The 26761-nt window shown below is 60.8% G+C and carries 27 protein-coding genes and 1 pseudogene; 19 read left to right on the top strand and 9 right to left on the bottom strand.

Going from position 1 to position 26761, the window contains the following annotated elements; all coding sequences use genetic code 11:
* Positions 1-54 precede the first annotated feature (54 nt).
* A complete protein-coding gene (locus tag ACE10X_RS40545; protein WP_244435960.1) occupies positions 55-636 on the top strand; it encodes a TetR/AcrR family transcriptional regulator in 582 nt (193 codons plus the stop codon).
* 20 nt (positions 637-656) lie between these two features.
* Here the strand turns inward: ACE10X_RS40545 and ACE10X_RS40540 are convergent, their stop codons facing one another.
* Positions 657-1319, bottom strand: coding sequence for a TetR/AcrR family transcriptional regulator (locus ACE10X_RS40540; protein WP_038387480.1), 663 nt, complete (start codon positions 1317-1319; stop codon positions 657-659).
* A 121-nt stretch (positions 1320-1440) separates the two neighbouring features.
* Between ACE10X_RS40540 and ACE10X_RS40535 the strand changes: the two genes are divergently transcribed.
* The 11 genes from ACE10X_RS40535 (at position 1441) to ACE10X_RS40485 (ending at position 13870) form a co-directional block, all read left to right on the top strand.
* Positions 1441-2403: a sensor histidine kinase gene (locus ACE10X_RS40535; RefSeq protein ID WP_375763721.1), complete on the top strand. Its 963-nt coding sequence runs from the start codon at positions 1441-1443 to the stop codon at positions 2401-2403.
* A gap of 149 nt (positions 2404-2552) precedes the next feature.
* Complete coding sequence (locus tag ACE10X_RS40530; protein WP_375763720.1) at positions 2553-3533, top strand: efflux RND transporter periplasmic adaptor subunit; 981 nt, start codon at positions 2553-2555, stop codon at positions 3531-3533.
* A complete protein-coding gene (locus tag ACE10X_RS40525) occupies positions 3530-4606 on the top strand; it encodes an efflux RND transporter periplasmic adaptor subunit (RefSeq protein WP_375763719.1) in 1077 nt (358 codons plus the stop codon). Before ACE10X_RS40530 ends, ACE10X_RS40525 begins: the two co-directional genes overlap by 4 nt.
* The gene (locus ACE10X_RS40520) at positions 4603-7755 is read left to right on the top strand and encodes an efflux RND transporter permease subunit (RefSeq protein WP_375763718.1); all 3153 of its coding nucleotides are present in this window, start codon (positions 4603-4605) and stop codon (positions 7753-7755) included. Before ACE10X_RS40525 ends, ACE10X_RS40520 begins: the two co-directional genes overlap by 4 nt.
* A 13-nt stretch (positions 7756-7768) precedes the next feature.
* Positions 7769-8284 carry a hypothetical protein gene (locus ACE10X_RS40515; protein WP_080583521.1) on the top strand — a complete coding sequence of 172 codons (516 nt, stop codon included), beginning with the start codon at positions 7769-7771 and terminating at the stop codon, positions 8282-8284.
* Between the two features lie 368 nt (positions 8285-8652).
* Entirely contained in the window at positions 8653-9804 is a 1152-nt protein-coding gene (locus ACE10X_RS40510) for a DUF3734 domain-containing protein (protein WP_038387450.1), read from the top strand.
* Between the two features lie 35 nt (positions 9805-9839).
* Complete coding sequence (locus ACE10X_RS40505; protein ID WP_375763717.1) at positions 9840-10631, top strand: acetoacetate decarboxylase; 792 nt, start codon at positions 9840-9842, stop codon at positions 10629-10631.
* A gap of 85 nt (positions 10632-10716) precedes the next feature.
* A complete protein-coding gene (locus tag ACE10X_RS40500) occupies positions 10717-11505 on the top strand; it encodes a 3-hydroxybutyrate dehydrogenase (RefSeq protein WP_038387448.1) in 789 nt (262 codons plus the stop codon).
* A gap of 132 nt (positions 11506-11637) precedes the next feature.
* A complete protein-coding gene (locus ACE10X_RS40495; RefSeq protein WP_038387447.1) occupies positions 11638-12000 on the top strand; it encodes a hypothetical protein in 363 nt (120 codons plus the stop codon).
* Between the two features lie 201 nt (positions 12001-12201).
* On the top strand, positions 12202-12621 hold the full coding sequence (locus tag ACE10X_RS40490) for a CopG family transcriptional regulator (protein ID WP_375763716.1): 420 nt from the start codon (positions 12202-12204) through the stop codon (positions 12619-12621).
* Positions 12622-12625: 4 nt separating this feature from the next.
* Positions 12626-13870 carry an alpha/beta hydrolase family esterase gene (locus ACE10X_RS40485; RefSeq protein WP_375763715.1) on the top strand — a complete coding sequence of 415 codons (1245 nt, stop codon included), beginning with the start codon at positions 12626-12628 and terminating at the stop codon, positions 13868-13870.
* Between the two features lie 517 nt (positions 13871-14387).
* On the opposite strand, the gene ACE10X_RS40480 is transcribed toward ACE10X_RS40485, so the two are convergent.
* Positions 14388-14627, bottom strand: a complete 240-nt coding sequence (locus tag ACE10X_RS40480; protein WP_157788120.1) for a hypothetical protein — start codon at positions 14625-14627, stop codon at positions 14388-14390.
* 868 nt (positions 14628-15495) lie between these two features.
* Here ACE10X_RS40480 and ACE10X_RS40475 point away from each other — a divergent pair.
* Positions 15496-16563 (top strand): glycosyltransferase family 4 protein, encoded by a 1068-nt coding sequence (locus tag ACE10X_RS40475; protein WP_038387531.1) that lies wholly within the window; start codon positions 15496-15498, stop codon positions 16561-16563.
* 985 nt (positions 16564-17548) lie between these two features.
* Positions 17549-17779, top strand: a pseudogene (locus tag ACE10X_RS40470) (acyl-CoA desaturase); the annotation flags it as partial.
* On the opposite strand, the gene ACE10X_RS40465 reads toward ACE10X_RS40470, so the two are convergent.
* From ACE10X_RS40465 to ACE10X_RS40450, 4 genes are all read right to left on the bottom strand, one after another.
* Complete coding sequence (locus ACE10X_RS40465; RefSeq protein ID WP_375764648.1) at positions 17755-17955, bottom strand: HWE histidine kinase domain-containing protein; 201 nt, start codon at positions 17953-17955, stop codon at positions 17755-17757. The pseudogene ACE10X_RS40470 and the gene ACE10X_RS40465 sit on opposite strands and share 25 nt — an antisense overlap.
* A gap of 4 nt (positions 17956-17959) precedes the next feature.
* On the bottom strand, positions 17960-18358 hold the full coding sequence (locus ACE10X_RS40460; RefSeq protein WP_375763714.1) for a PAS domain-containing protein: 399 nt from the start codon (positions 18356-18358) through the stop codon (positions 17960-17962).
* A gap of 76 nt (positions 18359-18434) precedes the next feature.
* Positions 18435-18959 (bottom strand): hypothetical protein, encoded by a 525-nt coding sequence (locus ACE10X_RS40455; RefSeq protein ID WP_375763713.1) that lies wholly within the window; start codon positions 18957-18959, stop codon positions 18435-18437.
* A gap of 84 nt (positions 18960-19043) precedes the next feature.
* Positions 19044-19391: a response regulator gene (locus ACE10X_RS40450; protein ID WP_038387529.1), complete on the bottom strand. Its 348-nt coding sequence runs from the start codon at positions 19389-19391 to the stop codon at positions 19044-19046.
* Between the two features lie 910 nt (positions 19392-20301).
* On the opposite strand from ACE10X_RS40450, the gene ACE10X_RS40445 reads away from it, so the two are divergent.
* Entirely contained in the window at positions 20302-20652 is a 351-nt protein-coding gene (locus ACE10X_RS40445) for a hypothetical protein (RefSeq protein WP_375763712.1), read from the top strand.
* A gap of 83 nt (positions 20653-20735) precedes the next feature.
* Here the strand turns inward: ACE10X_RS40445 and ACE10X_RS40440 are convergent, their stop codons facing one another.
* The 3 genes from ACE10X_RS40440 to ACE10X_RS40430 all read right to left on the bottom strand — a co-directional run bounded on the left by ACE10X_RS40440 (position 20736) and on the right by ACE10X_RS40430 (position 21950).
* Positions 20736-21041: a hypothetical protein gene (locus ACE10X_RS40440; RefSeq protein WP_375763711.1), complete on the bottom strand. Its 306-nt coding sequence runs from the start codon at positions 21039-21041 to the stop codon at positions 20736-20738.
* Between the two features lie 218 nt (positions 21042-21259).
* A complete protein-coding gene (locus ACE10X_RS40435; RefSeq protein ID WP_375763710.1) occupies positions 21260-21532 on the bottom strand; it encodes an alpha/beta fold hydrolase in 273 nt (90 codons plus the stop codon).
* Between the two features lie 37 nt (positions 21533-21569).
* A complete protein-coding gene (locus ACE10X_RS40430; RefSeq protein WP_375763709.1) occupies positions 21570-21950 on the bottom strand; it encodes an alpha/beta fold hydrolase in 381 nt (126 codons plus the stop codon).
* Positions 21951-23070: 1120 nt separating this feature from the next.
* Here ACE10X_RS40430 and ACE10X_RS40425 point away from each other — a divergent pair.
* The 4 genes from ACE10X_RS40425 (at position 23071) to ACE10X_RS40410 (ending at position 26707) form a co-directional block, all read left to right on the top strand.
* A complete protein-coding gene (locus tag ACE10X_RS40425; protein WP_375763708.1) occupies positions 23071-24060 on the top strand; it encodes an NADP-dependent oxidoreductase in 990 nt (329 codons plus the stop codon).
* A gap of 71 nt (positions 24061-24131) precedes the next feature.
* Positions 24132-24803 (top strand): HD domain-containing protein, encoded by a 672-nt coding sequence (locus ACE10X_RS40420; protein ID WP_375763707.1) that lies wholly within the window; start codon positions 24132-24134, stop codon positions 24801-24803.
* Positions 24804-25127: 324 nt separating this feature from the next.
* The gene (locus tag ACE10X_RS40415) at positions 25128-25541 is read left to right on the top strand and encodes a cupin domain-containing protein (RefSeq protein WP_038387543.1); all 414 of its coding nucleotides are present in this window, start codon (positions 25128-25130) and stop codon (positions 25539-25541) included.
* A gap of 191 nt (positions 25542-25732) precedes the next feature.
* Positions 25733-26707, top strand: coding sequence for a GlxA family transcriptional regulator (locus tag ACE10X_RS40410; RefSeq protein WP_038387523.1), 975 nt, complete (start codon positions 25733-25735; stop codon positions 26705-26707).
* Positions 26708-26761: the final 54 nt, after the last annotated feature.

Raw genomic sequence — 26761 nt, 5'->3', positions numbered from 1 at the left:
CGCCAAGTTGGATCGTCGTGCATCCGTCGGCGAATCGTCCAGGCAGCGGTCCGATTGCACCGCGAGATCGGGTTCAGGAAGACGACCGTCGCCGATATCGCTCGCGGAGCGTCGATGTCGCCCGCTAACGTTTACCGCTTCTTCCCTTCAAGGCAGGCGATCGAAGAGACGGTCGTGGCGGATCTGCTCGATCGCGTGTCCGCGGCTGCAATGCTTGCGGCACGCGGCGACTCCGCCCTTGAGCGCCTAACGGCTGCTTTGAGGATGATCTCGCAGCTGCACCAACATCGGCTGGAGTGCGACAGCAAGCAACACGAACTGGTCGCCGAGGCGGTGCGCGAGAACTGGGCGGTCGCCCTGTCTTACGCAGACCAGATCCGGGGGCTTGTGCGCGCGACCATTGCTGCCGGACAGGCGAGCGGCGAGCTACGACCGGGATGTGCGATGGCAATGACCTGTTGCCTGCTTGAAGCGATGGAGGGGTATCTCAATCCATCGCGGATCAATGCCGCTGCCGTTCGGCCCACGTTCGACGAGATGATGGATTTCTGCGCGGGCGCCCTGCGTCATCGACCGTGGGGGCGGCCGATCGACTTGGCCGCCGAGATCCGTCCCAAAGCCGTGGCGCAAGGATAGCGGCGGGGCCTTCGGCTGGTTCACGGCCTCCAATCCGCCTCGCAAGCCGCGAGAAAGAAATTGACCCGTTCGTGCAGGAACGTCGGCAGCTCTTTTTTGAGATCCTTCAGTTCCTCACCCATCAGGGATCTCATCAGCATCGGAAGCAGAATGAGATCCATGAACATCTGCGCGGTCGCAACGCTCCGCTTTGCGCTGAATGGTCCTTTGGCTGAGCGTGCGACCTTCTGCGTTGCCTCGTTCAAGAGCTGCGAAACTGCCCCAGCCGCACGGTCGCGCGCAGCGTCGTGAACGTTTCGGCTCAACTCGGGAAATCGCCGCGCCTCGGCGATCGTCGCGCGCGTGAGGTCCAACGTGTCCTCGACGAATCTCTCCACGATCTCGATGCCGAGATTGGCGAGCTTTTCCTGGATGGTGCGGCCGGCCGGCGTGAACCCCTCGAAATCTGTCAACCCGTTGATGGTGCGGGCCACCACCGCCACGAACAGCGCCTCCTTGCCGGGGAAGTGGGCATAGATGGTCGGTTTGCTCGCAGGGGCCAACTCGGAGATGTCGTCGATGCTGGCACTCCGAAACCCTTTCTCGAGAAAGAGCTGCTGGGCTGCATCGAGAATCCGCGCCTGGACGTCGCCTGCCAGGTCCTTGGGCGGCCTGCCGCGTTTCGGGCTCTTGTTCTTCGCCATCACCATTTCCTCATCACGGGTTTTTGCGTGTCTGGATTCCACTTGACATGCCCCGGCAGGAAATGCAATGAAAAGAAAATATACGGTATAGTTTGATTTAGCTTCGGACAGGCGACCTTTAATGGCCGTGCCTGCCCAGCTGATCCGGATGACCGGCCGACCGCCACATGCGCGTTCGGCCGCCGCCTGTCCGGCGCAACCTGAGGAGACCGTCGTGAATACATGCAGCGCGGATTCGCCAATTGTGGAGCAGGGCATCCTGCTGCGCGAATTGAATCACCGGATCAATGGTGGACTTGCCTCGGCGATCAATCTGGTTTCGGCCGCGGCCGTCCGGGTCGAGGGGGCGGAGGCCAAGCGGGCCTTAGGCGACGTCGTCGAGTTGCTGCTTGGTTATGCCGATGTGCAACAGGCGCTCGCAGTGCCCAAGGGCAAGGCGCTGATCGACGCCGGGACCTACATCCGCATGATGGGCTGCGCCATGCGCCGTTCGTTGCTGGATCGGATGAATATCCGGCTGGCAATCGTTACCGAATCTCTCCCGCTTCAAACCGAGCGATGCCGGCAGCTCGGATTGATCGTCCACGGGCTCGTCACCAATGCGGCGACGCATGCGTGCTTCGAGGCGCGGACCGGAGAAATCAAAGTCAAGCTGACACGAATCGGTGCGCTGGTGAACTGCGTCATTCTGGACAATGGGTCGCGGTCGTCACGGAGCGCTGCGGGGCGCGGACTGCGGCTCAGCAATGATCTTGCCAGGGGTCTCGGCGGCCGTGTCGAGCACGGCTTTGGTGACGAATTCACGTCCGTCGTTCTGTCGTTTCCGCTGTCAGCGCGTGAGCGGCAGGCGAACGGGGCGATGGCGAGACGTCGCATCATGCGGTCGCCTCGCCGGTCAAACGTCAGCGCGTCCGATGCCTTGGCGCTTTGCACAGGAACGAACTGCCCTGATCGGGACAGCCGCCTCGTTGCGACTCGACCGGATCCCACTCCGACTCACGGAGCCCAACTGGTATCTGCCCGGCCGGCGGCGGATGCGCTGGGCGCGTTGTTGTCACCACGCCACCGCATGGACCTGCTATGACCCATCACGCTACGAACCACAGCGAAATCGATCAAGCTGCCCGCAAAGGCAAGTTGAGGGGTCCTGGTGGCCTTGCGGTCGCGCTTGTCGCAATCACGCTGAGTGGCTGCAACGATCACGCCGCTGCTCCGGTTACGCGCGCGGCAATCGTGCGCACGGAGATCGTGCAGCCGCGCGACCAGCAAGCCTCCGTCACGCTGACCGGCGAAATCCAGGCCCGTTTCCACGCTGACCTGTCATTCCGCGTCAGCGGACGTGTGCTCGCGCGCTATGTCGATGTCGGCGCCCACGTCGAGGCTGGTGAGATCCTGGCTGTGCTCGACCCCGCCGAGCAGCAGGCCGACGTTGATGCCGCGACCGCGGCGGTGCTGGCCGCAGAATCTCAGCTGCGCGTGGCCAAGGTGACTTTCGAACGACAGAAGACGTTGATCGCAAGCGGCTTCACCACGCGGACGGTCTACGATCACGTGCAGGAAGGGTTGCGAACCGCAGAAGGTGCGCTTGAAGCCGCAAAGGCGGAGTTGGGAACGTCGAAAGACGCCCTTGGCTATACCGCGCTGCGCGCCGAAGCGGCAGGCGTGGTCACCGCGCGCAATCTGGAAGTCGGTCAGGTCGTACAGGCCGCGCAGCCCGTTTTCTCCGTGGCGCAGGACGGTGAACGGGATGCGGTGTTCGATATCTACGAATCTCTCTTGTTTGGCGATCTCGACGACAGCCGCGTATCGCTGGCGCTTGTCTCCGACGCAGGTGTTGCGGTGAGCGGGCATGTCAGGGAGGTCTCGCCCGCGATTGATGCGAAGAGAGCGACCATCCGCGTCAAGGTTGCCATCCAGGATCCGCCGGCAGCGATGACGCTTGGAAGCGCCGTTGCGGGAACCGTCAAAGCGAAAGCCGAGCAGCAGATCGCGTTGCCCTGGAGCGCATTGGCGGCCGCGGGATCGAAGCCCGCGGTTTGGACCGTCGATCCGGCGACCAAAACGGCTGCGCTCAAGCCGGTGACGATCGGCGGTTATGAAGCCCGTGAAGTGCTGATCAAGGCCGGACTCAAGCCGGGCGAGCGCGTCGTGATCGATGGCGGCAAGCTGCTGAGCAATGGCCAGGCCGTAACATTTGAGGGAGACCCGTCATGAAGAGGTGCATCACGATTGCAGCCGGCACGTTTGTATCAGCGCTCGCGCTGGCTGGATGTCAGCAGGATGCGAAAGCGCCCGAGCCGGTGCGACCCGTGCTGTCGATGGTCCTTGAGCCGAGCCGCCCGGACGGCATCGTCGCCGTTGGCGTTGTTGAGCCGCAGTACAAGACCAATCTCGCGTTCCGCGTCCTGGGACGTCTGACCGGGCGTCCCGTCTCCGTTGGTGACGTCGTCAGCGAAGGACAAACGGTCGGTGTCATCGATTCCATGGCTCTGGAGCTTGCGGTGCGCTCGACGAAGGCTGAGCTCACCAAGGCCGAGGCGCTGCTGGCGACTGCCAAGGCGACGGAGGAGCGGCAGCGAACCCTCATCACAACCGACGCCACCACAAAGCAGACACTGGACAATGCCGAGCAGGCGCGAGCCGGTGCCGCCGCGTCGGTCGCGCACGCACAGGCGAACTTGACGAAGGCCATCGAGCAACGGGGCTATGCCCAGCTCAAGGCAGATTTCGCCGGCGTCGTCACTGCGGTGGGCGCAGAAGTCGGACAGGTGGTCTCTCCTGGCCAAAATGTCGTGACGGTTGCGAGGCCCGACATCCGCGAGGCGGTGGTCGATATCGGGGAGGATTTCCCGGTGCCGCTTGAAATTGGCTTGCCGTTCACCGTCGGCTTGCAGTTGCTCCCCGCCGTCCAGGTCGAAGGCAAGGTTCGCGAGATCGCGCCGCAGGCAGACCCGGTGACGCGCCTACGGCGAGTCCGCATCGCCCTGAACAACCCTCCCGAAAGCTTCCGCTTGGGCACGACCGTCACCGCGACGCTCGACAAAACGCAAAGTCTGACATTGCGCGTTCCCGCCTCGGCGGTGCTCGCCAAGGATGGCGCGAACTTCGTCTGGGTCGTCGATCAGCCTGCGAGCACCGTCTCTCTGCACAAGGTCGATCTCGCCGGGGACCCCGCAGGTGCCCGCGTCGCCGATGGGCTTTATCCCGGCGCGCGCGTCGTGACCGCCGGAATCCACAGCCTCAAGCCAGGACAACACGTCCGTATCGAACAGGATCAGAAGCCATGACGTCGTTCAACCTTTCCGACTGGGCGCTCCGCCACCGTTCGCTCGTCTGGTATTTCATGATCGCCTTCATGGCGGCAGGCCTCTTTGCCTATCTTCAGCTTGGTCGTCAGGAAGATCCCGACTTCACCATCAAGACCATGGTGATCCAGGCGCAGTGGCCGGGCGCCTCGCCCGAAGAGATGACGCGCCAGGTCACCGACCGGATCGAAAAGAAGCTCGAGGAGCTGGAGTCGCTGGACTACACCAAGAGCGTGACGGTCGCGGGCCAGACCACTGTGTTCGTCTATCTGCGCGACACGACAAAGGCGGCTGACGTCAAGCCGACCTGGATCCGCGTCCGCAATATGATCGCGGATATCAAGGGCGAATTCCCGCAAGGGGTCGTCGGGCCGGGCTTCAACGATCGCTTCGGCGACGTGTTCGGCAACATCTATGCCTTCACCAGCGACGGCTTGACCCAGCGTCAGCTGCGCGACGAGGTCGAGGACGTCCGCGCCAAGGTGTTGACCGTGCCTGACGTGGGTAAGGTCGACATTCTGGGAACGCAGGACGAGGTGATTTACCTCGAATTCTCCACCCGGAAGGTCGCCGCCCTTGGCCTCGACGTCCGCTCGATCATGGCCTCCCTGCAGGGACAGAACGCGGTCGCGCCGTCCGGGGTGTTCCAGGATGGGCCCGAGCGGATCAGCGTGCGGGTGAACGGTCGTTTCACGTCAGAGGCAAGCCTGAACGCGGTCAATCTCCGGATCAACGACCGCTTCTTTCCGCTGACTGACGTCGCGACCGTCACGCGCGGTTATGCCGATCCGGCCAAGACCTTGTTCAGGTACAACGGCCAGCCCGCGATCGGACTTGCCATCGGCATGAAGTCCGGCGCCAACCTGCTTCACTTCGGCGAGGCGCTGAAGGAGGAAATGTCAAAGGTCATTGCAGACCTGCCGATCGGCGTCGGCGTTCACCTGGTCGCCGATCAGCCTGTTGTCGTCGAGCATGCCGTGTCGGGCTTCACCGAAGCACTGTTTGAGGCCGTGGTCATCGTTCTCGCCATCAGCTTTCTCAGCTTGGGCATGCGCGCCGGGCTCGTCGTCGCAATTGCGATCCCGCTGGTTCTCGCCATTACCTTCGTGGTGATGAACTATGCCGGCATTTCATTGCAGAGAATTTCGCTTGGCGCATTGATCATCGCGCTCGGCCTTCTGGTCGATGACGCCATGATCGCCGTCGAAATGATGGTGGCCCGTCTGGAGGTCGGAGATCCCCTGGAAAAGGCGGCCACTCACGTCTATACGTCGACCGCCTTTCCCATGCTGACAGGCACGCTGGTCACCGTCGCGGGCTTCATCCCGATCGGGCTGAACAGCAGCAATGCTGGCGAGTTCACCTTCACCCTGTTCGTGGTGATTGCGGTCTCCTTGATCGTATCGTGGATCGTCGCGGTGCTGTTCACCCCGCTGCTCGGTGTCACCATTCTGCCCGCAAAGATGAAGGGGCACCACGGGGAGAAGGGCCGGCTGGCGCAGATGTTCGCCCGCCTGCTGCTCGTCTGCATGCATCATCGCTGGATCACCGTCGGGGTGACGGTTGCAGCCTTCTTCGTCGCGTTGTTCGGCATGACGCTCGTGCAGCAGCAGTTCTTTCCCTTGTCGGACCGTGACGAACTGGTGATCGACTGGAATCTGCCGCAGAATGCCTCGATTGCAGACACCAATGCGCAGATGGCGCGCTTCGAGCGCGAACAGCTGCAGGGCAATGGCTCCGTGGAGCATTGGTCGACTTATGTCGGCACGGGCGCGCCGCGCTTCGTGCTGTCGTTCGACGTGCAGACCGCCAATGCATGGTTTGGCCAGCAGGTGGTTGTGACCAAGGGCGGCATAAAAGCGCGCGACCTCGTCAAGGCGCAATTCGAGGAATATCTGAGGAAGACATTTCCGGGCACCGACACTTACGTCAAGTTGCTCGAGGTCGGCCCGCCGGTGGGGCGTCCGGTGCAATATCGCGTGAGCGGACCGGACGTCGCGAAGGTCAGGGGTCTCTCGCAGGAGCTCGCTGGCATCGTCCGGAGCAACCCCGATCTCGGCAACGTCGTGTTCGACTGGATGGAGCCTGCGCGGGTCGTCAAGGTCGACGTTCTCCAGGACAAGGCCCGCCAGCTCGGCGTGACGTCAGAAGACATCGCCACGGCCGTGAGCTCGGTGCTCGAGGGCACGCCGATCACACAGGTTCGCGACAGCATCTATCTTGTCAATGTCACTGGACGCGCGACCGCGGTCGAGCGCGGCTCGATCGATACGCTCCGGGATCTGCAGTTGGCCGGGCAGGGTGGGCAGTCGGTGCCGCTCGGGGCCGTGGCGAACCTGCGCTATGAGATCGAGCAGCCGACAATCTGGCGCCGCGCGCGCATTCCGACGATCACGCTGAAGGCTGGCATCGTCTCCAACGTCCAGCCGAAGACAATCATGGATCAGTTGGCACCGAGGGTGGCGGAGTTCGGCAAAGCACTGCCGGCGGGTTATTCGGTGGCGATCGGCGGCTCCGTGGAGGAAAGCGCTAAGAGCCAGTCGCCGATCGTCGCCGTCGTTCCGCTCATGCTGTTCGTCATGGCGACCGTCCTGATGATTCAGCTGCAGAGCTTCCACCGCTTGTTCCTGGTGTTCGCGGTCGCACCGCTTGCCGTGATCGGCGTCGTCATGGCCATGCTGCCGAGCGGCGCGCCGCTTGGGTTCGTCGCCATCCTCGGCGTCCTGGCACTGATCGGCATCCTGGTCCGAAACTCGGTGATCCTGATCGTGCAGATCGAGGATCTGAGGAAGGAGGGGCGTCCGGCCTGGGATGCCGTCGTGGAAGCGACCGAGCATCGCATGCGGCCGATCTTGCTGACGGCGGCCGCCGCGAGTCTCGCGCTGATTCCGATCGCGCGCGAGATTTTCTGGGGCCCGATGGCCTACGCGATGATGGGCGGCATCATCGTCGGCACGCTGCTGACGCTCTTGTTCCTGCCGGCGCTCTATGTGGCGTGGTTCCGGATCCACCCTGTCCAAGACGATGGCCGGCCAATGTCTGAGACGGTTGAGCCGGCGCACGAGACTCATTCGTCGAACCCGACTCTTGCGCCGTCCGCGCCGGTGCCGGTCCTTGAAACGCAAATCTGAAACGGAGACTACCATGTCCAGGAAGACACTCTTGACGCTGTCCGTCAGCGTAACGCTCGCAACGATTTCATTGGCGCCGACTGCGGTGTTTGCGCAATTCCCCGGTCCGCCTCCAATGGGGCCGGGCGGTCCTCCGCCGATCGCGGCCGGCGGTCCTCCCGCATTCGCAAGTCCACCTCCCATGGGCCCCGGCGGTGCGGCCCATGCCGGCCTTGGCGGTCCGCCTCCTCGGTTGGGCGCCGGCGCTGGTCCTCGCGGCGATCTAGGGGCGCTTGGCGGCGTCCGCGCCGGCGGTCGTGACGGACCCGCGGTTACAGGCTCGGTCCAGGCTCGCTCTGCATCGGTCAGCTACAGCCGTTCCGGAAGCTTCAGCCATGGCTATGGCGGGCGGCGATACGGTTATGGTGCAGCCTATGTCGCCGGAGCCTCTGCCGGTTATGCCTATGGCAGCTCGAACGATGGCAATTATTCCGATAGCGACTGCTACTACGCCTATAGTCGCCACCGACGCGTTCTGGTTTGCAACTAGCCAACACGAATTCGGGCAGGGTGGACGTCACCCGACGAACACAGTGGATATCGTAAGCTCGTTGGCTTCGCTGCTGCTCGTGACAGAGAGCGGTTCGCTCACCGCAGCTGCGTGACGTCGAAGCGGACTTCGGCGTTGCGTCAGCGTGTCGAACTGGTCGGGTAGTCGACAACAACGTCCGGGTTAAACGTCACTCAATCAGATGCAGCACAAAATCAGATGCAGCACAAAGCTGTGAACGCGCTTGCTTGACAACTCAAATATCAAACTATACGGTATATTTTATTAAATCGGATCGCGAAGCCCGCTGCGACACGTTCTGAACAGAACGCAGGCTTGGGCAATCGTAAACAAGAGCACAGAACCCCATGAACTTTCAGCCTCGACCACACTTCGCGACCGCTGACCGGCGTCTGCCATTCGATTGCATCGCGTTGCTCTTGCAAGGCGGCGGCGCTCTGGGCGCTTACCAGGGAGGCGTCTACGAGGCCCTGGCCGAAGCCAACATCCATCCGGATTGGATTGCCGGCATTTCGATTGGAGCGATCAACGCTGCAATCATCGCGGGCAATCCGCCCAATTCCCGCGTTGACCGGCTTCGCGAGTTCTGGACGCAGGTGACGTTGGACGCGCCGTTCACCGATTTGATGAATAGCGATCACACCCGCAATTTTCTCAATCAGGTGAATGCGAGCTTTGCGGCGGTGTTTGGCGCGAACGGCTTCTTTTCTGCGCGGCCACTGGCGCCGTGGCTGCAAACGGGTGGAACCCTTGCCGCCACCAGCATCTACGACACCAGCGCGTTGAAGACGACTCTGGAGCGGCTCGTGGATTTCGATCGCATCAACGCTGGTATGACGCGGTTCAGCGCAGGTGCCGTCAATGTGAGGACCGGCAATCTGGTCTATTTCGACACGGCCACGCATACGATTCGGCCCGAGCACATCCTGGCGAGTGGGGCGCTGCCGCCGGGCTTTCCGGCCGTCGAAATCGATGGCGAACACTATTGGGACGGCGGCCTCGTATCCAACACTCCGTTGCAGTGGGTGATCGAGTGTGGAGCCCGTCAGGACACGCTTGTGTTTCAGGTCGATCTCTGGAGCGCGCGCGGCCAGATTCCGCGCAATATGGGCGACGTCGTTACGCGTCAAAAGGAGATTCAATATTCGAGCCGCACGCGAGCGAGCACAGACCAGTTCAAGAGCCTGCACCGGTTGCAGCGAGATCTGGCAGCTCTCCTGAGCCGGCTGCCCGAAGAGCTACGCGAGCAAGAGGACGTCAGGCTGCTCAGGACGGCTGCCTCTCACAACGTGCACAGCCTCGTCCACTTGATTTATCGCGCGCGGGACTACGAAGGCCACTCCAAGGACTACGAGTTTTCCCGCCTCTCGATGCAGGATCATTGGCGCGCCGGTTATCACGATGCGTTACGCACCCTTCGTCATCCCGAGGTTCTGGCGCGCCCGACCAGTGCGGACGGCGTCTCCACGTTCGATCTTGAGCAGGATGGTCGCGAATAGGCCAAGCCGGTCATTCCAGTCACAGGAGAAATTGAATGCACGAGAATGAAGTCGTGAAGCGGGCATTTGCGATGCCGCTCACCAATCCGGCCTATCCGCCGGGGCCGTATCGGTTCGTCAACCGCGAATACCTGATCATCACCTATCGTACCGATCCGGCGAAACTGCGATCGGTCGTTCCGGCTCCGCTCGAACTTGATGAACGCGACGCGCTGGTCAAATACGAATTCATCCGCATGCCGGATTCCAATGGTTTTGGCGACTACACCGAGAGCGGGCAGGTCATCCCGGTTTCGTTCCTCGGGCGCAGGGGCGGCTATACCCACTGCATGTTCCTGAACGATGAGGGACCGATCGCGGGCGGCCGGGAACTCTGGGGCTTCCCGAAAAAGCTCGGCCAACCGACGCTGCGGACCGAGATCGATACGCTGATCGGCACTCTGGATTACGGTCCATTGCGGGTAGCCACCGGCACGATGGGATACAAGCACCGCGAAGCCGACCTGGCGCAAGTCAAGGCCGCTCTCGAGGAGCCGAACTTCCTTCTCAAGATCATTCCGCACGTCGACGGCACTCCGCGGATCTGCGAGCTTGTCGAATATCACCTTGAGCAGCTTGTCTTGAAAGGGGCGTGGACCGGACCCGCGGCTCTCGCCCTGACCCCTCACGCCCTGGCTCCCGTGGCCGAGTTGCCGGTGCTCGAGATCGTGTCCGCGATTCACATCCGCGCAGATCTTACCCTGGGGCTGGGCAAGGTCGTTCACGACTATCTGCAACCGCCGGTTCGACGCCCGGTCCGGAACTACGAGAGAAGTCTGGTCACATGATGGATGACCGCGATCGGCTGCGCGAGCCCGGAAGCAGCCCGGCGTCCAGCCGCAAGACCGTCACAGATCAACAAGGAAAGGCAAAATGAATACTCTGAAGGGTAAAGTCGCAGTTGTGACCGGCTCGACGAGCGGCATCGGTCTCGCGTATGCGCGGGCATTCGCGGGTGCCGGCGCCAACATCGTGCTCAACGGGATTGGGGCACCGGCCGATGTCGAAAAAACGCGGACGGCAATCGAGAACGATTTCGAGGTGAAGGCCATCTATTCGCCCGCGAATATGGCCGAGCCAGCGGATATCGCCAACATGATCTCGTTTGCCGAGAGGACGTTTGGCAGCGTGGACGTGCTCGTCAACAATGCCGGCATCCAGCATGTCGCGCCGATCGAGGATTTTCCAGTCGAAAAGTGGGACGCAGTGATCGCAATCAATCTCTCCTCCGCATTCCACGCGATCCGTGCCGTTACTCCTGGCATGAAGAGGCGCGGCTGGGGCCGTATCATCACCACGGCCTCGGCGCATTCGCTCGTCGCTTCCCCCTTCAAGTCGGCCTATGTCGCGGCCAAGCACGGCATCGTGGGACTCACCAAGACGGTGGCGCTGGAGCTCGCCCGGTCGAAGATCACCTGCAACTGCATAAGCCCCGGTTACGTCTGGACGCCGCTGGTGGAGAAGCAGATCCCGAACACGATGAACGCGCGCAACATGGATAGGGATCAGGTGATCAACGACGTCTTGCTCGCCGCCCAGCCCACGAAGGAGTTCGTCACGGTCGAGCAGGTGGCGTCGCTGGCGTTGTTCCTGTGCAGCCAGGACGCCGCGCAAATCACCGGTGCCAACCTTTCTATCGACGGCGGCTGGACGGCCGCGTAGGGCCCGCCGAAATGCACACCGGATCGTGAAGCGCGCGGTGAAAGAACATGGTCGACGAACAGCTGCACTAGACCAACCCAAGCACCTACGACTGCCGACTGAACATCAACCAATTCCTCTGGAGAGAAGATCATGAACAAGCGACTGATCGCGAATGTCATTGGCTGCGCCTGCCTTACTCTGGCGACGGCTGCCGAAGCCAGAACCTCTTACGACGGCCCCTGGAATCTCACCTTCGTTACACAACGCGGAAGCTGCGATCCGACCTACAATTTCTCGGTGAACATAAACGACGGCGTTGTGACGCATCCCAATCTGGTGAAGTTCAGCGGCCATGTCGGAAGATCGGGGGCGGTTCGCGCGTCGGTGACGGTCCACGACAAATACGCATCCGGGTCGGGAAGGCTGACGCAAGACACCGGCCGCGGGACCTGGAGCGGCCACGCAGCGGGTGGGCGCTGCTCGGGATATTGGACCGCGCAACGAAATAACTAGGTCGCGATCACCGGGGTTAGCGCTTGAAAAACGCGACAGGTCTACCGCTGTCCATTTGGGTATCCTGATACCGAGCAAAACGTCTCGCGCGCGCTGTCCGCTCCAAGTCTTTCTGGCTTTCTCGTCCCTTGAAAGCAGCCTCAAAACATCCATATGACATCCACGTACCATCCTTTTGGATGGCAACAATGGATTGTTGTTATGGCCAACAATGTACGCGAGCTGCGCCCAAGGATCCCCGACACCGAGAAGATCACGATCAACCTTGGCTATGTCGACCTCGGTCAGGTCGATCTGATGGTGCAGGAAGGGTTCTATTCGAACCGGACCGATTTCATCCGGACGGCGATCCGCAACCAGCTCGAACGTCACGCAGACGTCGTCAAGCAGTCCACGGCACGGAACAGCCTGGACCTCGGGCTGCGGCATTTCAGCCGCGAAGGTCTCGAAGCGGCGCGCCGCGCCGGCGAGATGCTGCACATCAACGTTCTGGGACTCGCGACGATCGCCCAGGACGTCACGCCCGATCTGGCCCGCGCCACCATTGCCTCGATCTCGGTGCTGGGGGCCCTCCATGCCACTCCCGCGGTCAAGGCCGCTCTCGCCGACAGAACGAGGTGATCAAATGATCAATCACGACATCGTTCGCGAAGCCACTCGCCTCACTCGTGCCGGCCAACTGATGGAGGCGACCGCGCTCCTGCAGCGCATGCTGCGCGGCGAGGGCGTCTCAGAACCGTCCGGCAGCACAGCCAGTGCCGCGCCCGCGAGGCTCGAGCCGCCGACCATCGACCTGAAGGCCAATGTCGTCGAGGAGCGGGAGCGCCGGCCGCCCGCGCAAGCTTCCTCCACTCCTCCGCGGCCCAAAAGCCCCCTGCGGGTCGACAGCATGAAAGACTTCTCCAGACTTGGCCTGCCAGGTCCGATCAGGCGCGCTCCGCCGTCCACGTCGGATATCGCGCCCAAAAGCACAAGGTTCATCGAAGGCACCTTCAGCAACGCAGCGGGAAGCCGGACCTACAAGCTATTCATCCCAAGTCGCAATCAGGGAAAGCCGCTTCCCCTGATTGTCATGCTTCACGGCTGCACCCAGTCGCCCGACGATTTCGCGGCCGGCACGAGGATGAACTTCCTGGCGGAAGAGCAGAACTGTTTCGTGGCCTATCCCGAGCAGCCCAGCGGAGCCAACCAAGCGAAATGCTGGAACTGGTTTCGCAAGGGCGACCAGCAGCGGGGCAGCGGCGAACCTTCGCTGATCGCGGGCATCACCCGCCAGATCATGCGGGACCATGCGATCGATCCGAAACGCGTCTACGTCGCAGGCCTGTCCGCGGGCGGGGCCGCTGCTGCCATCATGGCAGCGACGTACGGCGACCTGTACGCAGCCGTCGGCATCCATTCCGGCCTGGCCTGCGGTGCCGCCGGCAATCTTCCCTCCGCATTCATGGCGATGCGACAGGGGGGCGGGCCCGAAGCACTAGTGAAGGTCGGATCGGTTGTGCCGACCATCGTTTTCCATGGCGATCGCGACACCACGGTGCATCCCGACAACGGCGACCGCATTCTCGAGCAGTCCGCCAAAGCGACGAGTCCGGCAACGAAGGTGCTTCGCGGACGGGTGCCCGACGGGCATGCCTACACTCGCACCATCGTTACCGACCAGAGCGGCCGGGTGATCTCCGAACACTGGAACATTCATGGCGCCGGCCACGCATGGTCGGGCGGCAGTCCCGCCGGCTCCTACACCGATCCGCGAGGGCCAGACGCGACGAGGGAAATGCTGCGTTTCTTCCTCGCGCGCAAATTGCCCGGGGACGGCGCGTGCCATTCTACCCCTGGAACGGGCCAAGCACTCACGCCACCATACTAAGGACAAACAGCGGCTCGTCGTGTCGGTGGTTGCGTATGATTCCCTCCCTGGGCACCAAAATTACGCTTTTCCACGCTGGCGCACGATCTTGTAAGATTGTGTTGGCGAGAGGATCAGCGCAAAGAGGACCTCGCGAGCGGGTAGCGACTCCCAAATGCGAGCGAGTTCGCTGATCGAGGCAACTTGCATCTTCCTCACCAAGCCCATCGCTATCGGCGACCTGGAAGCGACCGGCCATCCCAACCTCATCGATCTCCCATAAGAGATGGGCGGCAGCCTTGCCTTCTGCAAATCTCTGCAAATTCGACATCTCAATGTATCCAAGAGCAGAATTTTGCAGAACTCACACCTGTGCATCTGCGGTGCTGATCGTTTGGAAAGATCGGTTTTGGCGGATACTAGGAATACTGGGGCTACCTGTATCACCTCGACGCCAGCGGATTCGGTCGCGTGTTCAAAGTGGGTGACCAACCGGCCATAACGAGGGGCGTAGGGAAAGGTAGAACGCACGGCTCTGCTACTTTGGTGCGGGAGCCACAGCCACAACTTCGCCGGTCGGTACGGCGGCTTCGGCCGTCTTTGTGGATTTTGGCGCGGGCGGGATCTTCTCGTCGTCTGCACTGCCGACAAGGCGATCCTGCGCCGGCTTCAGCGTCAGTGAAGCCACCGCCGATTTGGTCAACCCGTTCTCCGGAAGCACGTAGACGACGGCATCGGTGGCGACGAGACCAGTGATCTGCAATTCCTGCGGCGACAATTCATGCATCCCACGGCGGAACCGCGCCGATCCAAACCCGGCAATTCGGTTCGCATGCAACCCAAGTGAAGTGCATCGGTAGTTTCGATTTTCGAGCACGGTTATGGCGTGAGCGGAGGACCAGCCGCGGCCATCATGCCTGGCAGAGTCATGCAGAGGGCAACTGCGAAACAGGGATGCCCTGCTAGATCGAGACCGAACTTGCCGGGGCCGCTATTCAATGCCTTGTCGCGCTGTTTGCGTTTGGTCCAATTCCGCCAGCCTGGTCCAGACTTTGGCCATCCGAAGGAACTGCAATCGCAGAACAGGACTTACGGTACCGTTTGCCAACTGCGTCAAGTCAGATGCCAGACGCAGGCACTCTAAGTCATGCTTTCGCGAATATTCTGAATTCGGCATCGTGCACCGCCTCGAACAACCGGCGCCGAATCATTGCACGGCGTCGCTTGGCCTGTCGGTGGTCTACGCCACGGACGGAAACACAAAAAATCGCCTGGATTTGAATTCAGGAGCCTTGGTGTGCCGCCCAGGCATCGTTGAGCGGAGCCAATGAGTATTCGGTTCAACAGGAGACCGGATTGTAGAGCCTCAAATCCTTAAATTCCATTCTTCCGCTGATATTGGCGGCGGCCGCACTTGCAGGTCCGTTCTCTTCCTCGTTACGCCTACCGACCGCCAAACTCATCTTCGACCGCTAGGACAAAAAAAGTCTTTCCGCTCGACCACGCAAATGGAGCAGGTCACGCTCCGTTTATTTCAGAAACTGACCAATATTGACCAGCGGCGCTTGAGCTCAGAAGCGCATGCTCGTTCTACACCGCCCTCATCGCTATCTGCTGTTCCTAACGAAAAACAGGGAGATAAATAGATGCGCATCGCGCAGGTTGCTCCGCTCACGGAGGCTGTTCCGCCCAGGCTTTACGGCGGCACTGAGCGGGTGGTGCACTGGCTGACCGAGGAACTGGTCGCACTTGGGAATGATGTCACGTTGTTCGCAAGCGGCGATTCCAGCACCTCGGCAAAACTCCACGCGACGTGGCCGAAGGCGCTGCGCCTCGACGGGTCGGTTCGCGATCCCAACGCGTTGCACATGGTGATGCTCGAGCGTGTGCGGCAAAAATGCGACGATGAGGAGTTCGATTTTCTGCATTTTCATCTCGACTACTATCCATTCTCGTTGTTTGCCCGGCAGCCGACACCATTTCTCACCACCCTTCACGGCAGACTCGACCTGCCCGAGCATCAGCCGGTGTTCACGACATTTTCATCCATCCCGGTGATTTCAATTTCGAACGCGCAGCGGCGGCCGGTGCCGCAGGCCAACTTTATCCGCACCATTCATCACGGCCTCCCGGAAAAACTGCTGACGCCGAAACCGATCACGCCTGGTTATCTGGCAGTGCTTGGTCGCATTGCGCCAGAAAAAGGCGTCGATCGCGCCATCAAGATCGCCATCCGATGCGACATTCCCTTGAAAATCGCAGCCAAAGTCGATCGCGCCGATCAGGAATACTACGATGAGATCATCCGCCCGCTGATCGACCATCCGCTCGTCGAATACATCGGTGAGATCGGGGACCACGAAAAATCAGATTTTCTCAGTGGCGCGATCGGGCTGCTCCTTCCCATCGACTGGCCGGAGCCGTTCGGTCTTGTCATGATTGAAGCGATGGCATGCGGTACCCCGGTGATCGCATACAACCGCGGTTCGGTTGCGGAGATCATCGACGAAGGCTTGACCGGTTTCATCGTCGAGGATGAAACCAGCGCCGTCTCGGCAGTCGGCCGTCTCTCTCTACTGAACCGGGCAGCGGTCCGAAAACGGTTTGAGGCGCGTTTCACCGCCCGCCGCATGGCGCTTGACTATCTCGCGGCCTATCGCAGCCTGATGCAAGCAGCAGAACCGCGCATCAAACTAGTGAGGAGCGCCGAATAGCGCGTGCATCAGGTCGCCCTCGGGCAGCCGGCACGGCCGGGCCTTGAGGGCGGCGGCCAACCCGCAGCTGCGGGAATGGCACACCAAGAGCTGCCCAGCCTCAAGTTCATGCGGACGATGTGGGTCTGCAACGTTTCGGGTGGCCCTTCCAGTTCACGGCCACCAAGCCCGGCACGACGCCGCTCGGCCTTGAGGAGGCCCACCGCGACCTCCGGATCTCCCCCGTAGAATTGGATGGGGTCGCAGCGGAACTGGGCACGAAGCGCAACGAGGCTGTAGTACTGGCAGCCGTCGCGGCCCACAACGACGAGGTCACCGCCCGGTTACGTCGCGGGCGCTAAGCGCGGCTGGAGCATCCTGTGTTTCCCAGTCCAGACGATCCCGCCCGGCCAAACCTGATTGTTAGCCGCGCGCCGACGAGGTGATCGAATAAAGCTACGAGTTGCTGCGGTGCATGAGCATGTTTCCGGCGGCACATTCGAGATTCCCGCGATGTCCGTTCTTCGGTCGCTATTGGGTAGGGTAAATCGGACATATCGTGGACATCATTTCAGCGAAGGACCGCGTAGATGAGCGCGGACGTCAAGCCTGCGGCGCCTCGCCACGTGGGTTCCTGGAACCGGACGATCGGCAAAACGTTGTCAAAACTAGATTTTTTTGCGGCGTAATGCGCAGCCTTCGGAGGGAGATCCAAATGGATACCACCACGCTTCTCATCATTGTTCTTCTCATTCTGCTGCTGGGCGGCGGCGGCTGGTACGGCCGTGGACGTTGGTACTAAACGTGCGCGATGTCTCCAACGAGGGTCCGGCCAATAAATGACCTGCAGCACGCATGCAGGCGTCATGCCGAAGAGACGGATGTATCAGCTACCACGCCGTACGAAGGGGAATTGCGTAGCCTGACATCGAGCGGCGCGAAGCGTTCCTAATGTTATGGGTCGCGTTCGCTGTTAGCTTGGTCGAAGCGCTCGTCGCCTCATTTGAACGATGCAACCGATCTGACAAAGGTTTCGGATTTTGTATCTTGTCCTGAGTTGATGTGGTTGCACAACTTTGAGATCGTTCCTGCGATCGCGATTGCCGGTTTGTGCTTCCTCATTGCCGAATGGCCAGGACTCGTGGTCGGCTTCCTCTGGAGCACCGTCCTCCTGTATCATGCAACATTTTGCATCAATTCCCTTGCACATATTCACGGACGCAAGCGGTATATTAGCTGCGCTGCCTTTTTCTGTTGACTAGGATCGGGGCGAACCAGATCGTGGGCTCTTGAAAGTGCGAATATCCGCTGACGAAGGTCTTTGACGAGTTCGTCTTTTGTCGTCGTTGACCGGGCAGATATTGTTGTCAATGCAGACGTAATCGCAAAAATATTTTTCACTCGATGATTCATTTCGCTAGCGAGCATTTCGCGCGCCTGTTCTGCCCTTTCGATCCGTTACGTCGATGAACACGCCATACATGATCCGGCCGACGATACCTTGATCGTGACCGCGCCCCCGCGCGGATATCCAACGAACGGTGCCCTCATGCAAGATGCGAAAGTCTGTCTCGTAAGCGCCGAGCATATCGCGCGTAGCTGCAAAAGCGGCTCGTACTCGGTCGAGGTCTTCGGGGTGAATAAGAGAAGAGAGGATCTCGAACGTGATGATTCCAGTATTTGGAACGCCCCAGAGCATATGGGCCCGCTCGTCTAGCTCCAGCCGGTCGGTATCGACATTCCAAGACCACAAGGCGATGCCCGCCGCGTCGGTTGCAATCCGAAGCTTATCAACGTCCCAGATTAAGCCGGTCATTTACTATAGCTCGCACCATTAAGAGCCTGAAGAGGAAGTCCCTTACAACCACATGACGCAATGGGCGACGGCGCGTCTACCGTCCTATAGACCGGTAGCGAAGTCGGAAAAGCCGATGGTCGTCTTTGAATTGCAGCCAACGCGTGCGAACCATATTCTTAGCGTTGACCAACAGCCTCCGTGTGGCCTGCCAGACTTCCAGAGATTCGATCGCATCCATCATGCGCCGCCAGTACCGATATCCCCACGCGAACGCTGGGATCGACAGCAGCTTATCCCGATTGAGATGAAAGAGCCGCTCGACGAATGTGAGCTTCAAAACTTCCGCAGTGATAAAGACGACGGCGCCGGCGAAGAAATGTCCGGCTCCTAACAAATATGCAGTCAACGGCTTTGCGGGCTCCAGTATAATCACAGGGATCGCGAAAAGCGCGAGCGAAGGATACGGCCCTAGCGAGGTCACCCATCGGCGGGCCCGTTCGAACAGCTTCTTCTTCGCGAGCCACTCCGTGAGTGGCTGAATGGCGTACGAAAATACCTCGTCTACGACAAAGTAGATGGTGGCGAGGATAAAAACTGGTATGTTCCAAATCCGGGTCATGAAGCCTCCGCTGGATCAAACCGGAGCTTCACCATCTGTTCCAACCGAGACCCAGGAACCGACCCCGAAACGGCACTGCACAGCCTACATGTTTTGAAACGTGCGCATCGCGTCGACAACGGCCCGGCCGAGGTAGGGCTTCGGGATGAAAAGCGCGTTCGCTGGAATCTCGCGCGGCCGAGCCTTTCCGATCGTGATGATATGAATGGGTGGCCATCGGTCGCGCACGCACGCGGCGAGCGTCATGCCGTCCATTGAACCGCGCATGTCGATATCTGTGAAGACGAGGTTGATATCCGTGCGGGCTTCGAGGATCGCAATGGCAATGTCCGCATTGTCGGCGACGACCACGCCGTAGCCGGGGTCCTCCAGTTCGGACTGGACGACGTCCCGGACCAAAAATTCATCTTCCACGATAAGGACGGTCGCCAAACTTCCACCTCCCTATGCGGACTCGGGCGAAGATCGACGAAAAGTTGCAAAACGGCCGAAAAGTTCTCTCATTCCCAAACCCGCCAGCCGATGGTGGCTGGCAGGATGTCGCTGTCCTCTGGAGGGCTCGTCGCTCATTCGTTCGATCAAACGGCTTCAGCGTTGGATGCTGAGGCCGTCAATCGCCTGGGCGCAAATGTCCGACGGATCTCGCACGCCCGTTTGAGCCACCTCGATGACCTTCCGTGCGACGAGATTTCGGTGATGGGATCCTCCCGGTCGATCAGTCCGAGCTTACGCAGGGCTTCCTCGTACGCGGCCCCGAGGGGTTCCGCCTCTTCCGGTAAAGCCGAATGCAATATGGGCTCGTGTCACGTGCGCCACCGCGACCGCAATCAGCTGCTTGGTCTTTGCCGGTAGCGTGCCGTCGGCGAATACGCGACGGCTGAACACCTGGTCTCGGGGAGCGAAAGTTCGGCGCTTCTCGGCAAGCTCTCGCGACGACGGCGGGTACAGACTCTCGGCCATTTCAGCACTCCTCATCTTTGGTCATGACTGCAGGAACGCTCGCTTGATCGCGGGTTTAATCGCAGCACCCTCGCAGCCAATGCTCATCAACGCAGACTGGAAGCGCTCGTCTGTGATCGCGGTGTCTGTCGATGCAGCGCGGCGGCAACGTGTCGTCAAGCGTCAATAGCGATTTTCGTTATCGGCAAGCGAGCAATTTTATCGGCGAGACCGAATGGGTGAGTCTCTGATCTCTAAGCACAAGGCCGCTCTAGTAACGCCGGTCAGCGGAATCGTGGCGTCCGATTTTAAAGAGGCGTGCTTGCCGCAGAACACGTCCCCGGAACCCTTCGATCAATGAAGTAGTTTCCATGATGGTGTTGTTCTTTGGAGGAAAGACGGCATGAAACAAGCAACGATTGTGACGGTTATGGCGGCGTGGCTGATCGGGACGATGAGCTCGGCCAGCGTTGCGGCCAGCGACTTCGAGGGCGTGTGGAAAGTCAAGGACACGGCCGGACAACAGTTCGAGATCACCCTGTCGGGCGGTGGGACTGCCAAGGCCACCCGCGGGGGGGGGGGAATGACCGGCAGCTGGAAGGAAGAGGGCAATGCCGCTGTGATCACCTGGAACACCGGGTGGACTACCAAAATCTCGAAGAACGGCAACCGCTACGAGAAATCGGCCTATCGGAAGGGCGAGCCGTTGACCGGAAAGCCTGCCAATAGCTCGGACGCCGAAAAGGCCAAGTAAGAGCCGGCGTAGGTCGTAGTCGCGAAGACGGATGCTGCCCACTCGCCTCCGCGGTAACGCGCCTCACGCAGCGCGTCGCGTTCTCAGTCGCAGCGGCGCTCCCTGCGTGTGATCATGCGGCCGTCGTCCCGTTCAACCGTGGTCGTTTCCGTGCGACAGTGCCGTCGTGGGCCGATGGTGACACCACCTGGGCCGACACCAACTGTGGTGTCGGAGTCATACCGCCGGCGATGCTCCCTATCGTAATCGTAGCGGTAGTCGCGGTCCCGGCCGACCTGAACATCGACGCCCTGGGCCACCTTGACGCCCTCTGCCTTCGTCGGAGTGCCGAGTGGGGCAGTCATCAGTATCGCTGCGGCTGCGGCCACAGAAAGAGCGATCTTCATCATTGCAAGTCCTCCCTCGGTTTGTTTTGAGATGCAACGGGCGCGAACCCCCAGGGTTCCACCGGGTAGTCCCCGATCGATCGGGGCGATCCCGCTTTTCCTTCAATCGGATCGGGCTGATTACAAGCTGACCTGCGCCCTGGCCTTGCCGACCGGCCGAATGCAGCTCCCCGGTTGCCAACAGACCGAATTCAGGCTGGTACTCGATAACTACCTGAGGACTAGTAGCTCGTCAGGCCGCTCCCATAGGCGAGAAGGCGCTCAGTAAGCACTTCCGGATTTGACAGCGCCAGCAGATGGCCGCCGGGAATTTCCTCCACCGCCTTGCCGAGCCTTTCACGTGCAACACGCCGTTGAAATTCGATCGGGAAAAAGCGGTCGTCTCTTCCCGCCAGAACATGAATGGGAATGTCGGGCCAGCGCTCGAAACGGCAGAATTCGCCGAAAACAATCTCGGCTTCCTCGCGCGGTTGCGGCGGACCGACGCGCAGCACATCTTCCGGTACGTCGTGCAGGAAGTAGGTCGCGAGATCAAACTCCGTCGCCTAGCCTCGGCGCCCCGCGGCTTTTTTCCCGCGCTTCGGCAGCTCCTGTGGCGTCCCACCACGCGCCAGCCATTTCGCCGGGCTTTGGAATCATCGCATTGACGAACACGAGCATCCGCACGGGCGCATGCAGGCAAACAAGCGGCGCCGTGAAGCCCGCGAGCGATTGAGCGACAAGAACAACGTCGCGTCGTTCCGCGATCGCGCGGGCGACGATCTCCGCATACGCAGCGGGACCGGCATGCCTGTCGTCCCCAGGTAGATCGACGGCGATGGCTGCATGCCCGGCCGCGTGAATGAGCGGCACCACCCGGTGCCAATACCAGGCCATACCGCCTGCTCCGGGGACAAGGACGAATGATGCCATGCAAATTCTCCTCCGTTGCTGCCAGACCAGTTGCGCGAAGGCGCGGGCGGCGAACCCCTGCAACGGAAACGCGGTCCCTCAAAAGTGCCGCGAGACGACATTGTGCTCTGGGCTGGTGAAGCCGCAAGTTTTTCCATCGGGGGTGCTCCGTTGCGTGCAACGCGAGGCGTCGTCATGCCAAACTGTGCCAAACCGCTCTTCCTGGCGCAGTCTCGCTGCCCCGGCAGTGCGTGTGGTTTGGCGATCAGGGCAGGGTCGACACGAGCACAGTCCAGTGGTACAAGCGTCGGACTTGGCGCAGAGGTAAGTGGCTGTTTTTGCTAAGGTTTGACGGATTGAGCCCCAATCCTTTCCTGGGCACCATTTCCACGCTTTTCCACGCTAAACTACGATTTGGTGGGAGGTCATTGCGTGAGAAGCCGGACCGCGGCGCCACGCTGCGCATTGCCGTCTGCACGCAAGACGATGGCAATTGACCAGTAATCCGAAGCCGCGATGGGAAAAATCGTGAGTGTTTCCTGAATAAGGGTACTCGATATTCGGAAATCGACAGTGCGATGACGCCCTAAGCATCGTCCTCGTCGGTTATCCGGTCGCTCTCCAGCCGACTCTCCGTCCGGCCATACGACGTTTCGGCGATCCTGTCGTTATGCGCCTTGATGGGAGGTTGACCACCTCCCGAAGATGCTTATCGCCCTTGATGCTTTCGCAGCGCAGACTGCCAACGGCATTGACGGCTCCCTCATCCGATCCGCCGCGCGCTTCGATGCCGCATGTATGATGCTGGAAAAAGGGACCGGCGGCTGAAGCCCGCAGCTTCCGATCACGCCTTCGGATCGGGACCAGCTGAGGGTGAGCCCCCCTGGCGCTACCCTTGTCCAACATCGCGGCAGCTTCGGCTGGGTGGAATCGGAATAGATCGAGAATCATCTGACGGCGAAACCGCTCCGGGAACGTTCGGACGGGCCTTGTCAGGAAACGACGTACGGCTGTCCTGATCTGCGGGATCGTGCTCGTTGTCCGGGGCACAACTCGTTGCGACATACGGATAAGCCCGTCCCCATCAATCGCCCCGAACGATCGACGGCAATCATGACGCGCTGAGCGCAAGGAGGATGTGATGACCGCGAGCAGCATTGTTCCCCAAGCAAACGAAGAGCGAACTCATTCAACAATGATGGCCTGGCGCGTGCACGAGTTTGGGTCGCCAGAGGTCATGAAGTTCGAGCGCGTGCCGCGACCCGAGCCAGGTCCTGGCGAGGTCGTGGTCAAAGTTGCGGCCGCTGGAGTTGGCCCATGGGATGGCTGGATCAGATCCGGCAAGAGCGCTTTGCCGCAACCGCTTCCCCTCACTTTGGGCTCGGATCTGTCCGGTGAAATCGTCGCGATGGGGCCCGGCGTTTCCGAACTACGTGTGGGAGATCAGGTTTATGGTGTTACGAATCCGCAGTTTATCGGTGCGTACGCCGAGTACGCTGTGGCTTCCGCAGGAATGGTCTCGAGCAAGCCAAGCTCGCTAAGCCATATCGAAGCCGCGTCCGTTCCTGTCGTTGCCGTGACGGCATGGCAGGCGTTGTTTGATCACGCCCAACTCAAAGCGGGTCAAACGGTGGTCATTCACGGTGCGGCCGGCAATGTCGGATCCTATGCAGTTCAACTGGCCCGTCACGCGGGTTTGCAAACCGTGGCGACCGCATCGATGGGCGATATTTCCGTCGCGGGCAACCTCGGCGCAAACACGGTGATCGACTACCGGACGCAGCGCTTCGAGGAAGAAGTTCAGAACGCGGACGCTGTGATTGATCTGGTCGGCGGCGGAACACAAACCCGCTCGTTCCGGGTCCTGCGTCGCGGCGGCAAACTGATCTCGGCAGTGTCCCGCCCGGATCAGGATCTTGCAAAGCGCTACGGTGTTGAAGCCGCCTTCTTTCTGGTCAACGTCACGAGCCAATCCCTGACAGAGATCGCTCGCTTCATCGATGGTGGAAAACTACGAACAAACGTAGGGGCAATCTTACCCCTCGCGGATGCGCGCAAGGCTCATTTGATGCTGGAACGCGTGGGGCCTCAGCCGAAAGGAAAGATCGTGCTCGACGTCGGAGCGAGTTGATCAGCACAATTTCGTAGTTGCGCGCACAACGCACAACCAAGCCTCACAGTAACTCTTGAAAGGACGCAACCATGACAACCCCAAATCTCTCCAATGCTCTCGTCATTCCCGATTCCTTGCTCGCGAAAGAGGCGACGGACATCCTGCGCGAACATTCCACCGATCTGCTATTTAATCACTCGATCCGCGTCTACCTGTTCGCGACTGAGCAGGGGCGTCAGAGGAATCTGCGCTTCGACCGTGAACTCCTTTACGTCGCCGCCGCATTTCACGATCTCGGCCTGATCAAGAAGTTCTCGAGTCCAGACGAGCGCTTCGAGGTCGATGGCGCAAATGCCGCAAGGCAGTTTCTTAGCACTCACAACATCGCTGAAGATCAGGTGCAGACCGTCTGGGAAGCTATTGCGCTGCATACCACCCCCGGCATCCCGAAGCACATGGGCGCCGAAGTGGCGCTCCTCAACTCCGGTGTGCTTCTCGATGTAATCGGCGTGGGGTTCGATCAGTTTCCCGCGGAGCTGCGCGAGGAAATCGTCGCCAAGTACCCGCGCATAAATTTCAAAGAAGGCTTCATTCAGGAGTATTTCGCCGGCTTTGCGCACAAGCCCGCGACGACGTATGGCACCGTCAACGCCGCCGTGTGCGAACGTTTCATCCCGGGATTCAAGAGCCCCAACGCCTGCGACCTGATCGCTGCTTCTCCCTTCCCGGATTCCCAGCACCAGGCTCACAATCATGACTAGAACCTATCTTGTGCTCCAGGAGCTCAACCCCGATCGCGCGCAAGCTACCGGCGCCGGCTCGCTGGCCTCCCTCATCTGGCTAACTCTCGGCGCTTCTGCCATCGGCACCGAGGGGTCCATGATCACCGGGCTTTTACCCGGCCTCGTGCGGGACCTGCACGTCGGTTTTCCCGCCGTCGGCCATCGGCCCTGCATCTTGGTTCCAGCTAGTTTGCGCGAGCTCGTTAGAAGAGGAGTGCTATGATGTCGATCAGTGGATTTTCCTATCGGATTGGCGCGCTGTCAAACCCTCGAGATATGGCAGCAAAAGTAGTGAGGAGGGCAATGCGAGCGGCCTTCGTGCCGCTGATAGCGTTAGCGATCGCCTTGGGAGCTTCACCCGCGATCGCGCAGGAGCGAGAGGAGGTGAAAGTCGCGTTCGAGCACGCACTCCCGAATGTCGAAGGAAAGAAAATAGTTGCTGTGACGGTGAACTATCCTCCCGGAGGCAAATCGCTGGCTCATCACCACGCAGCCTCGGCATTTATCTACGCCTATGTGTTATCCGGGGCCGTCCGCAGCCAAGTCGGCAATGACCCCGCCAAGGTCTATCACGCAGGCGAAGGGTTTTACGAAATGCCCGGCTCACATCACACCATCAGCGAGAACGCCAGCGACAAGGAGCCCGCCAGCTTACTGGCAGTCTTCGTCGTCGATTCCAAGAACGCGCCCTTGACGACGCCAGACAAGGGGCCGTGATCACGAAAATTGCGCGACGAGCTCGCCTGTGGCCGTGATGCTCAATTGAGGAGCTGCAGGGCTACTGGTTGGCGGCTGCGCCAGCGAGCCAACCGGTAGACGTTTCGTTGTTGCTTCGCTGGTCGCGCCAAGCCTTTTGCAGTCTCCGGAACTAGTTGCATAATGGGGCGCTAGACTGGAGAGACAGAGAGGTGCCGGTACAAGCTGTCGCAATCGTCGTCTGTGAGGGGGTCCAGGCGCTAGACGTGGCTGGGCCGATGGATGTGTTCAGTGAGGCGAACGCGTTTCTCGGCAGCGCGGACCGCTATGAAACGGTATTGGTTGCTGCTCACCGCAATCCGCTGCGCGCGTCGAACGGCATACGCATGGTCGCCGACCTGACCTTCGAGGAGGCGGCGGGCGGCTTCGACATCGTTCTGGTGGCCGGCACTCCGACGCCACCGAAAGTGGAGCCCGAACCGTGCCTGCTTCAGTGGGTCAAGGAGCTGCCGTGGCGCTCCAGCGTCTATGGATCGATCTGCACAGGGGCTTTTGTGCTCGGCTATGCCGGCCTCCTCGACGATCGGCGAGTCACGACCCATTGGCAGGATGCACAGGCGCTCGCGGCAAGGTTTCCGAAGGCAAGAGTCGAACCGGATCTGATCTATGTTCGCGATGGACGGTTGATCACCGCGGCTGGTGTGACTGCGGGGATAGATTTGGGCTTGGCGCTCGTCGGGCAGCGGCACGGCGCGGAAACGGCGCTCAAGGTCGCCAAGCGGCTGGTTGTCGTTGCCCAGCGCCAGGGCGGACAATCGCAGTTCAGTCCCTATCTCACGGCACCTGCCGATCCGGAATCGCCAACCGCACGCATCCAGGACCATGTCATGGCCAATATTGGGGATCGCCACACGTTGGAGTCGCTTGCCGCTGTGGCCGGCATGAGCCCCCGGAATCTGGCTCGGCATTTCGGGCAGGTGACCGGGACCACACCGCACGAATTCATCGAGCGCGCCCGTATTGATGCCGCGCGCATGATGCTGGAAGCAAGCGACCGACCGCTGAAGGCCATTGCCTTCGATTGCGGCTTCGGATCTGCGGATCGGATGAGGATTGTCTTCAGCACCCGTCTCGGCGTGACCCCTGTCCAATATCGCGCCAGCTTCCGGCGAGCAGAACCGGAATAGTTCGCGAGCTATCCGAGGACGAAACTGCGGGGCTCCTACTGCCCTGAAGCTCCG

The sequence above is a fragment of the Bradyrhizobium sp. Pha-3 genome, assembly GCF_042258325.1.
Classification (GTDB): domain Bacteria; phylum Pseudomonadota; class Alphaproteobacteria; order Rhizobiales; family Xanthobacteraceae; genus Bradyrhizobium; species Bradyrhizobium elkanii.
Note: the sequence above shows the minus strand (reverse complement) of the source record. Positions and strands in the feature narration are given on the sequence as shown.

Excerpts from the sequence above, each read along its gene's own strand:
- ACE10X_RS40540 (WP_038387480.1), bottom strand. The coding sequence starts at position 1,319 with ATGGCGAAGAACAAGAGCCCGAAACGCGGCAGGCCGCCCAAGGACCTG.
- ACE10X_RS40535 (WP_375763721.1), top strand. The coding sequence starts at position 1,441 with ATGGCCGTGCCTGCCCAGCTGATCCGGATGACCGGCCGACCGCCACAT.
- ACE10X_RS40525 (WP_375763719.1), top strand. The coding sequence starts at position 3,530 with ATGAAGAGGTGCATCACGATTGCAGCCGGCACGTTTGTATCAGCGCTC.
- ACE10X_RS40520 (WP_375763718.1), top strand. The coding sequence starts at position 4,603 with ATGACGTCGTTCAACCTTTCCGACTGGGCGCTCCGCCACCGTTCGCTC.
- ACE10X_RS40515 (WP_080583521.1), top strand. The coding sequence starts at position 7,769 with ATGTCCAGGAAGACACTCTTGACGCTGTCCGTCAGCGTAACGCTCGCA.
- ACE10X_RS40510 (WP_038387450.1), top strand. The coding sequence starts at position 8,653 with ATGAACTTTCAGCCTCGACCACACTTCGCGACCGCTGACCGGCGTCTG.
- ACE10X_RS40505 (WP_375763717.1), top strand. The coding sequence starts at position 9,840 with ATGCACGAGAATGAAGTCGTGAAGCGGGCATTTGCGATGCCGCTCACC.
- ACE10X_RS40500 (WP_038387448.1), top strand. The coding sequence starts at position 10,717 with ATGAATACTCTGAAGGGTAAAGTCGCAGTTGTGACCGGCTCGACGAGC.
- ACE10X_RS40495 (WP_038387447.1), top strand. The coding sequence starts at position 11,638 with ATGAACAAGCGACTGATCGCGAATGTCATTGGCTGCGCCTGCCTTACT.
- ACE10X_RS40490 (WP_375763716.1), top strand. The coding sequence starts at position 12,202 with ATGGCCAACAATGTACGCGAGCTGCGCCCAAGGATCCCCGACACCGAG.
- ACE10X_RS40485 (WP_375763715.1), top strand. The coding sequence starts at position 12,626 with ATGATCAATCACGACATCGTTCGCGAAGCCACTCGCCTCACTCGTGCC.
- ACE10X_RS40475 (WP_038387531.1), top strand. The coding sequence starts at position 15,496 with ATGCGCATCGCGCAGGTTGCTCCGCTCACGGAGGCTGTTCCGCCCAGG.
- ACE10X_RS40465 (WP_375764648.1), bottom strand. The coding sequence starts at position 17,955 with ATGAATCATCGAGTGAAAAATATTTTTGCGATTACGTCTGCATTGACA.
- ACE10X_RS40460 (WP_375763714.1), bottom strand. The coding sequence starts at position 18,358 with ATGACCGGCTTAATCTGGGACGTTGATAAGCTTCGGATTGCAACCGAC.
- ACE10X_RS40455 (WP_375763713.1), bottom strand. The coding sequence starts at position 18,959 with ATGACCCGGATTTGGAACATACCAGTTTTTATCCTCGCCACCATCTAC.
- ACE10X_RS40445 (WP_375763712.1), top strand. The coding sequence starts at position 20,302 with ATGAAACAAGCAACGATTGTGACGGTTATGGCGGCGTGGCTGATCGGG.
- ACE10X_RS40440 (WP_375763711.1), bottom strand. The coding sequence starts at position 21,041 with ATGATGAAGATCGCTCTTTCTGTGGCCGCAGCCGCAGCGATACTGATG.
- ACE10X_RS40430 (WP_375763709.1), bottom strand. The coding sequence starts at position 21,950 with ATGGCATCATTCGTCCTTGTCCCCGGAGCAGGCGGTATGGCCTGGTAT.
- ACE10X_RS40425 (WP_375763708.1), top strand. The coding sequence starts at position 23,071 with ATGACCGCGAGCAGCATTGTTCCCCAAGCAAACGAAGAGCGAACTCAT.
- ACE10X_RS40420 (WP_375763707.1), top strand. The coding sequence starts at position 24,132 with ATGACAACCCCAAATCTCTCCAATGCTCTCGTCATTCCCGATTCCTTG.
- ACE10X_RS40415 (WP_038387543.1), top strand. The coding sequence starts at position 25,128 with ATGCGAGCGGCCTTCGTGCCGCTGATAGCGTTAGCGATCGCCTTGGGA.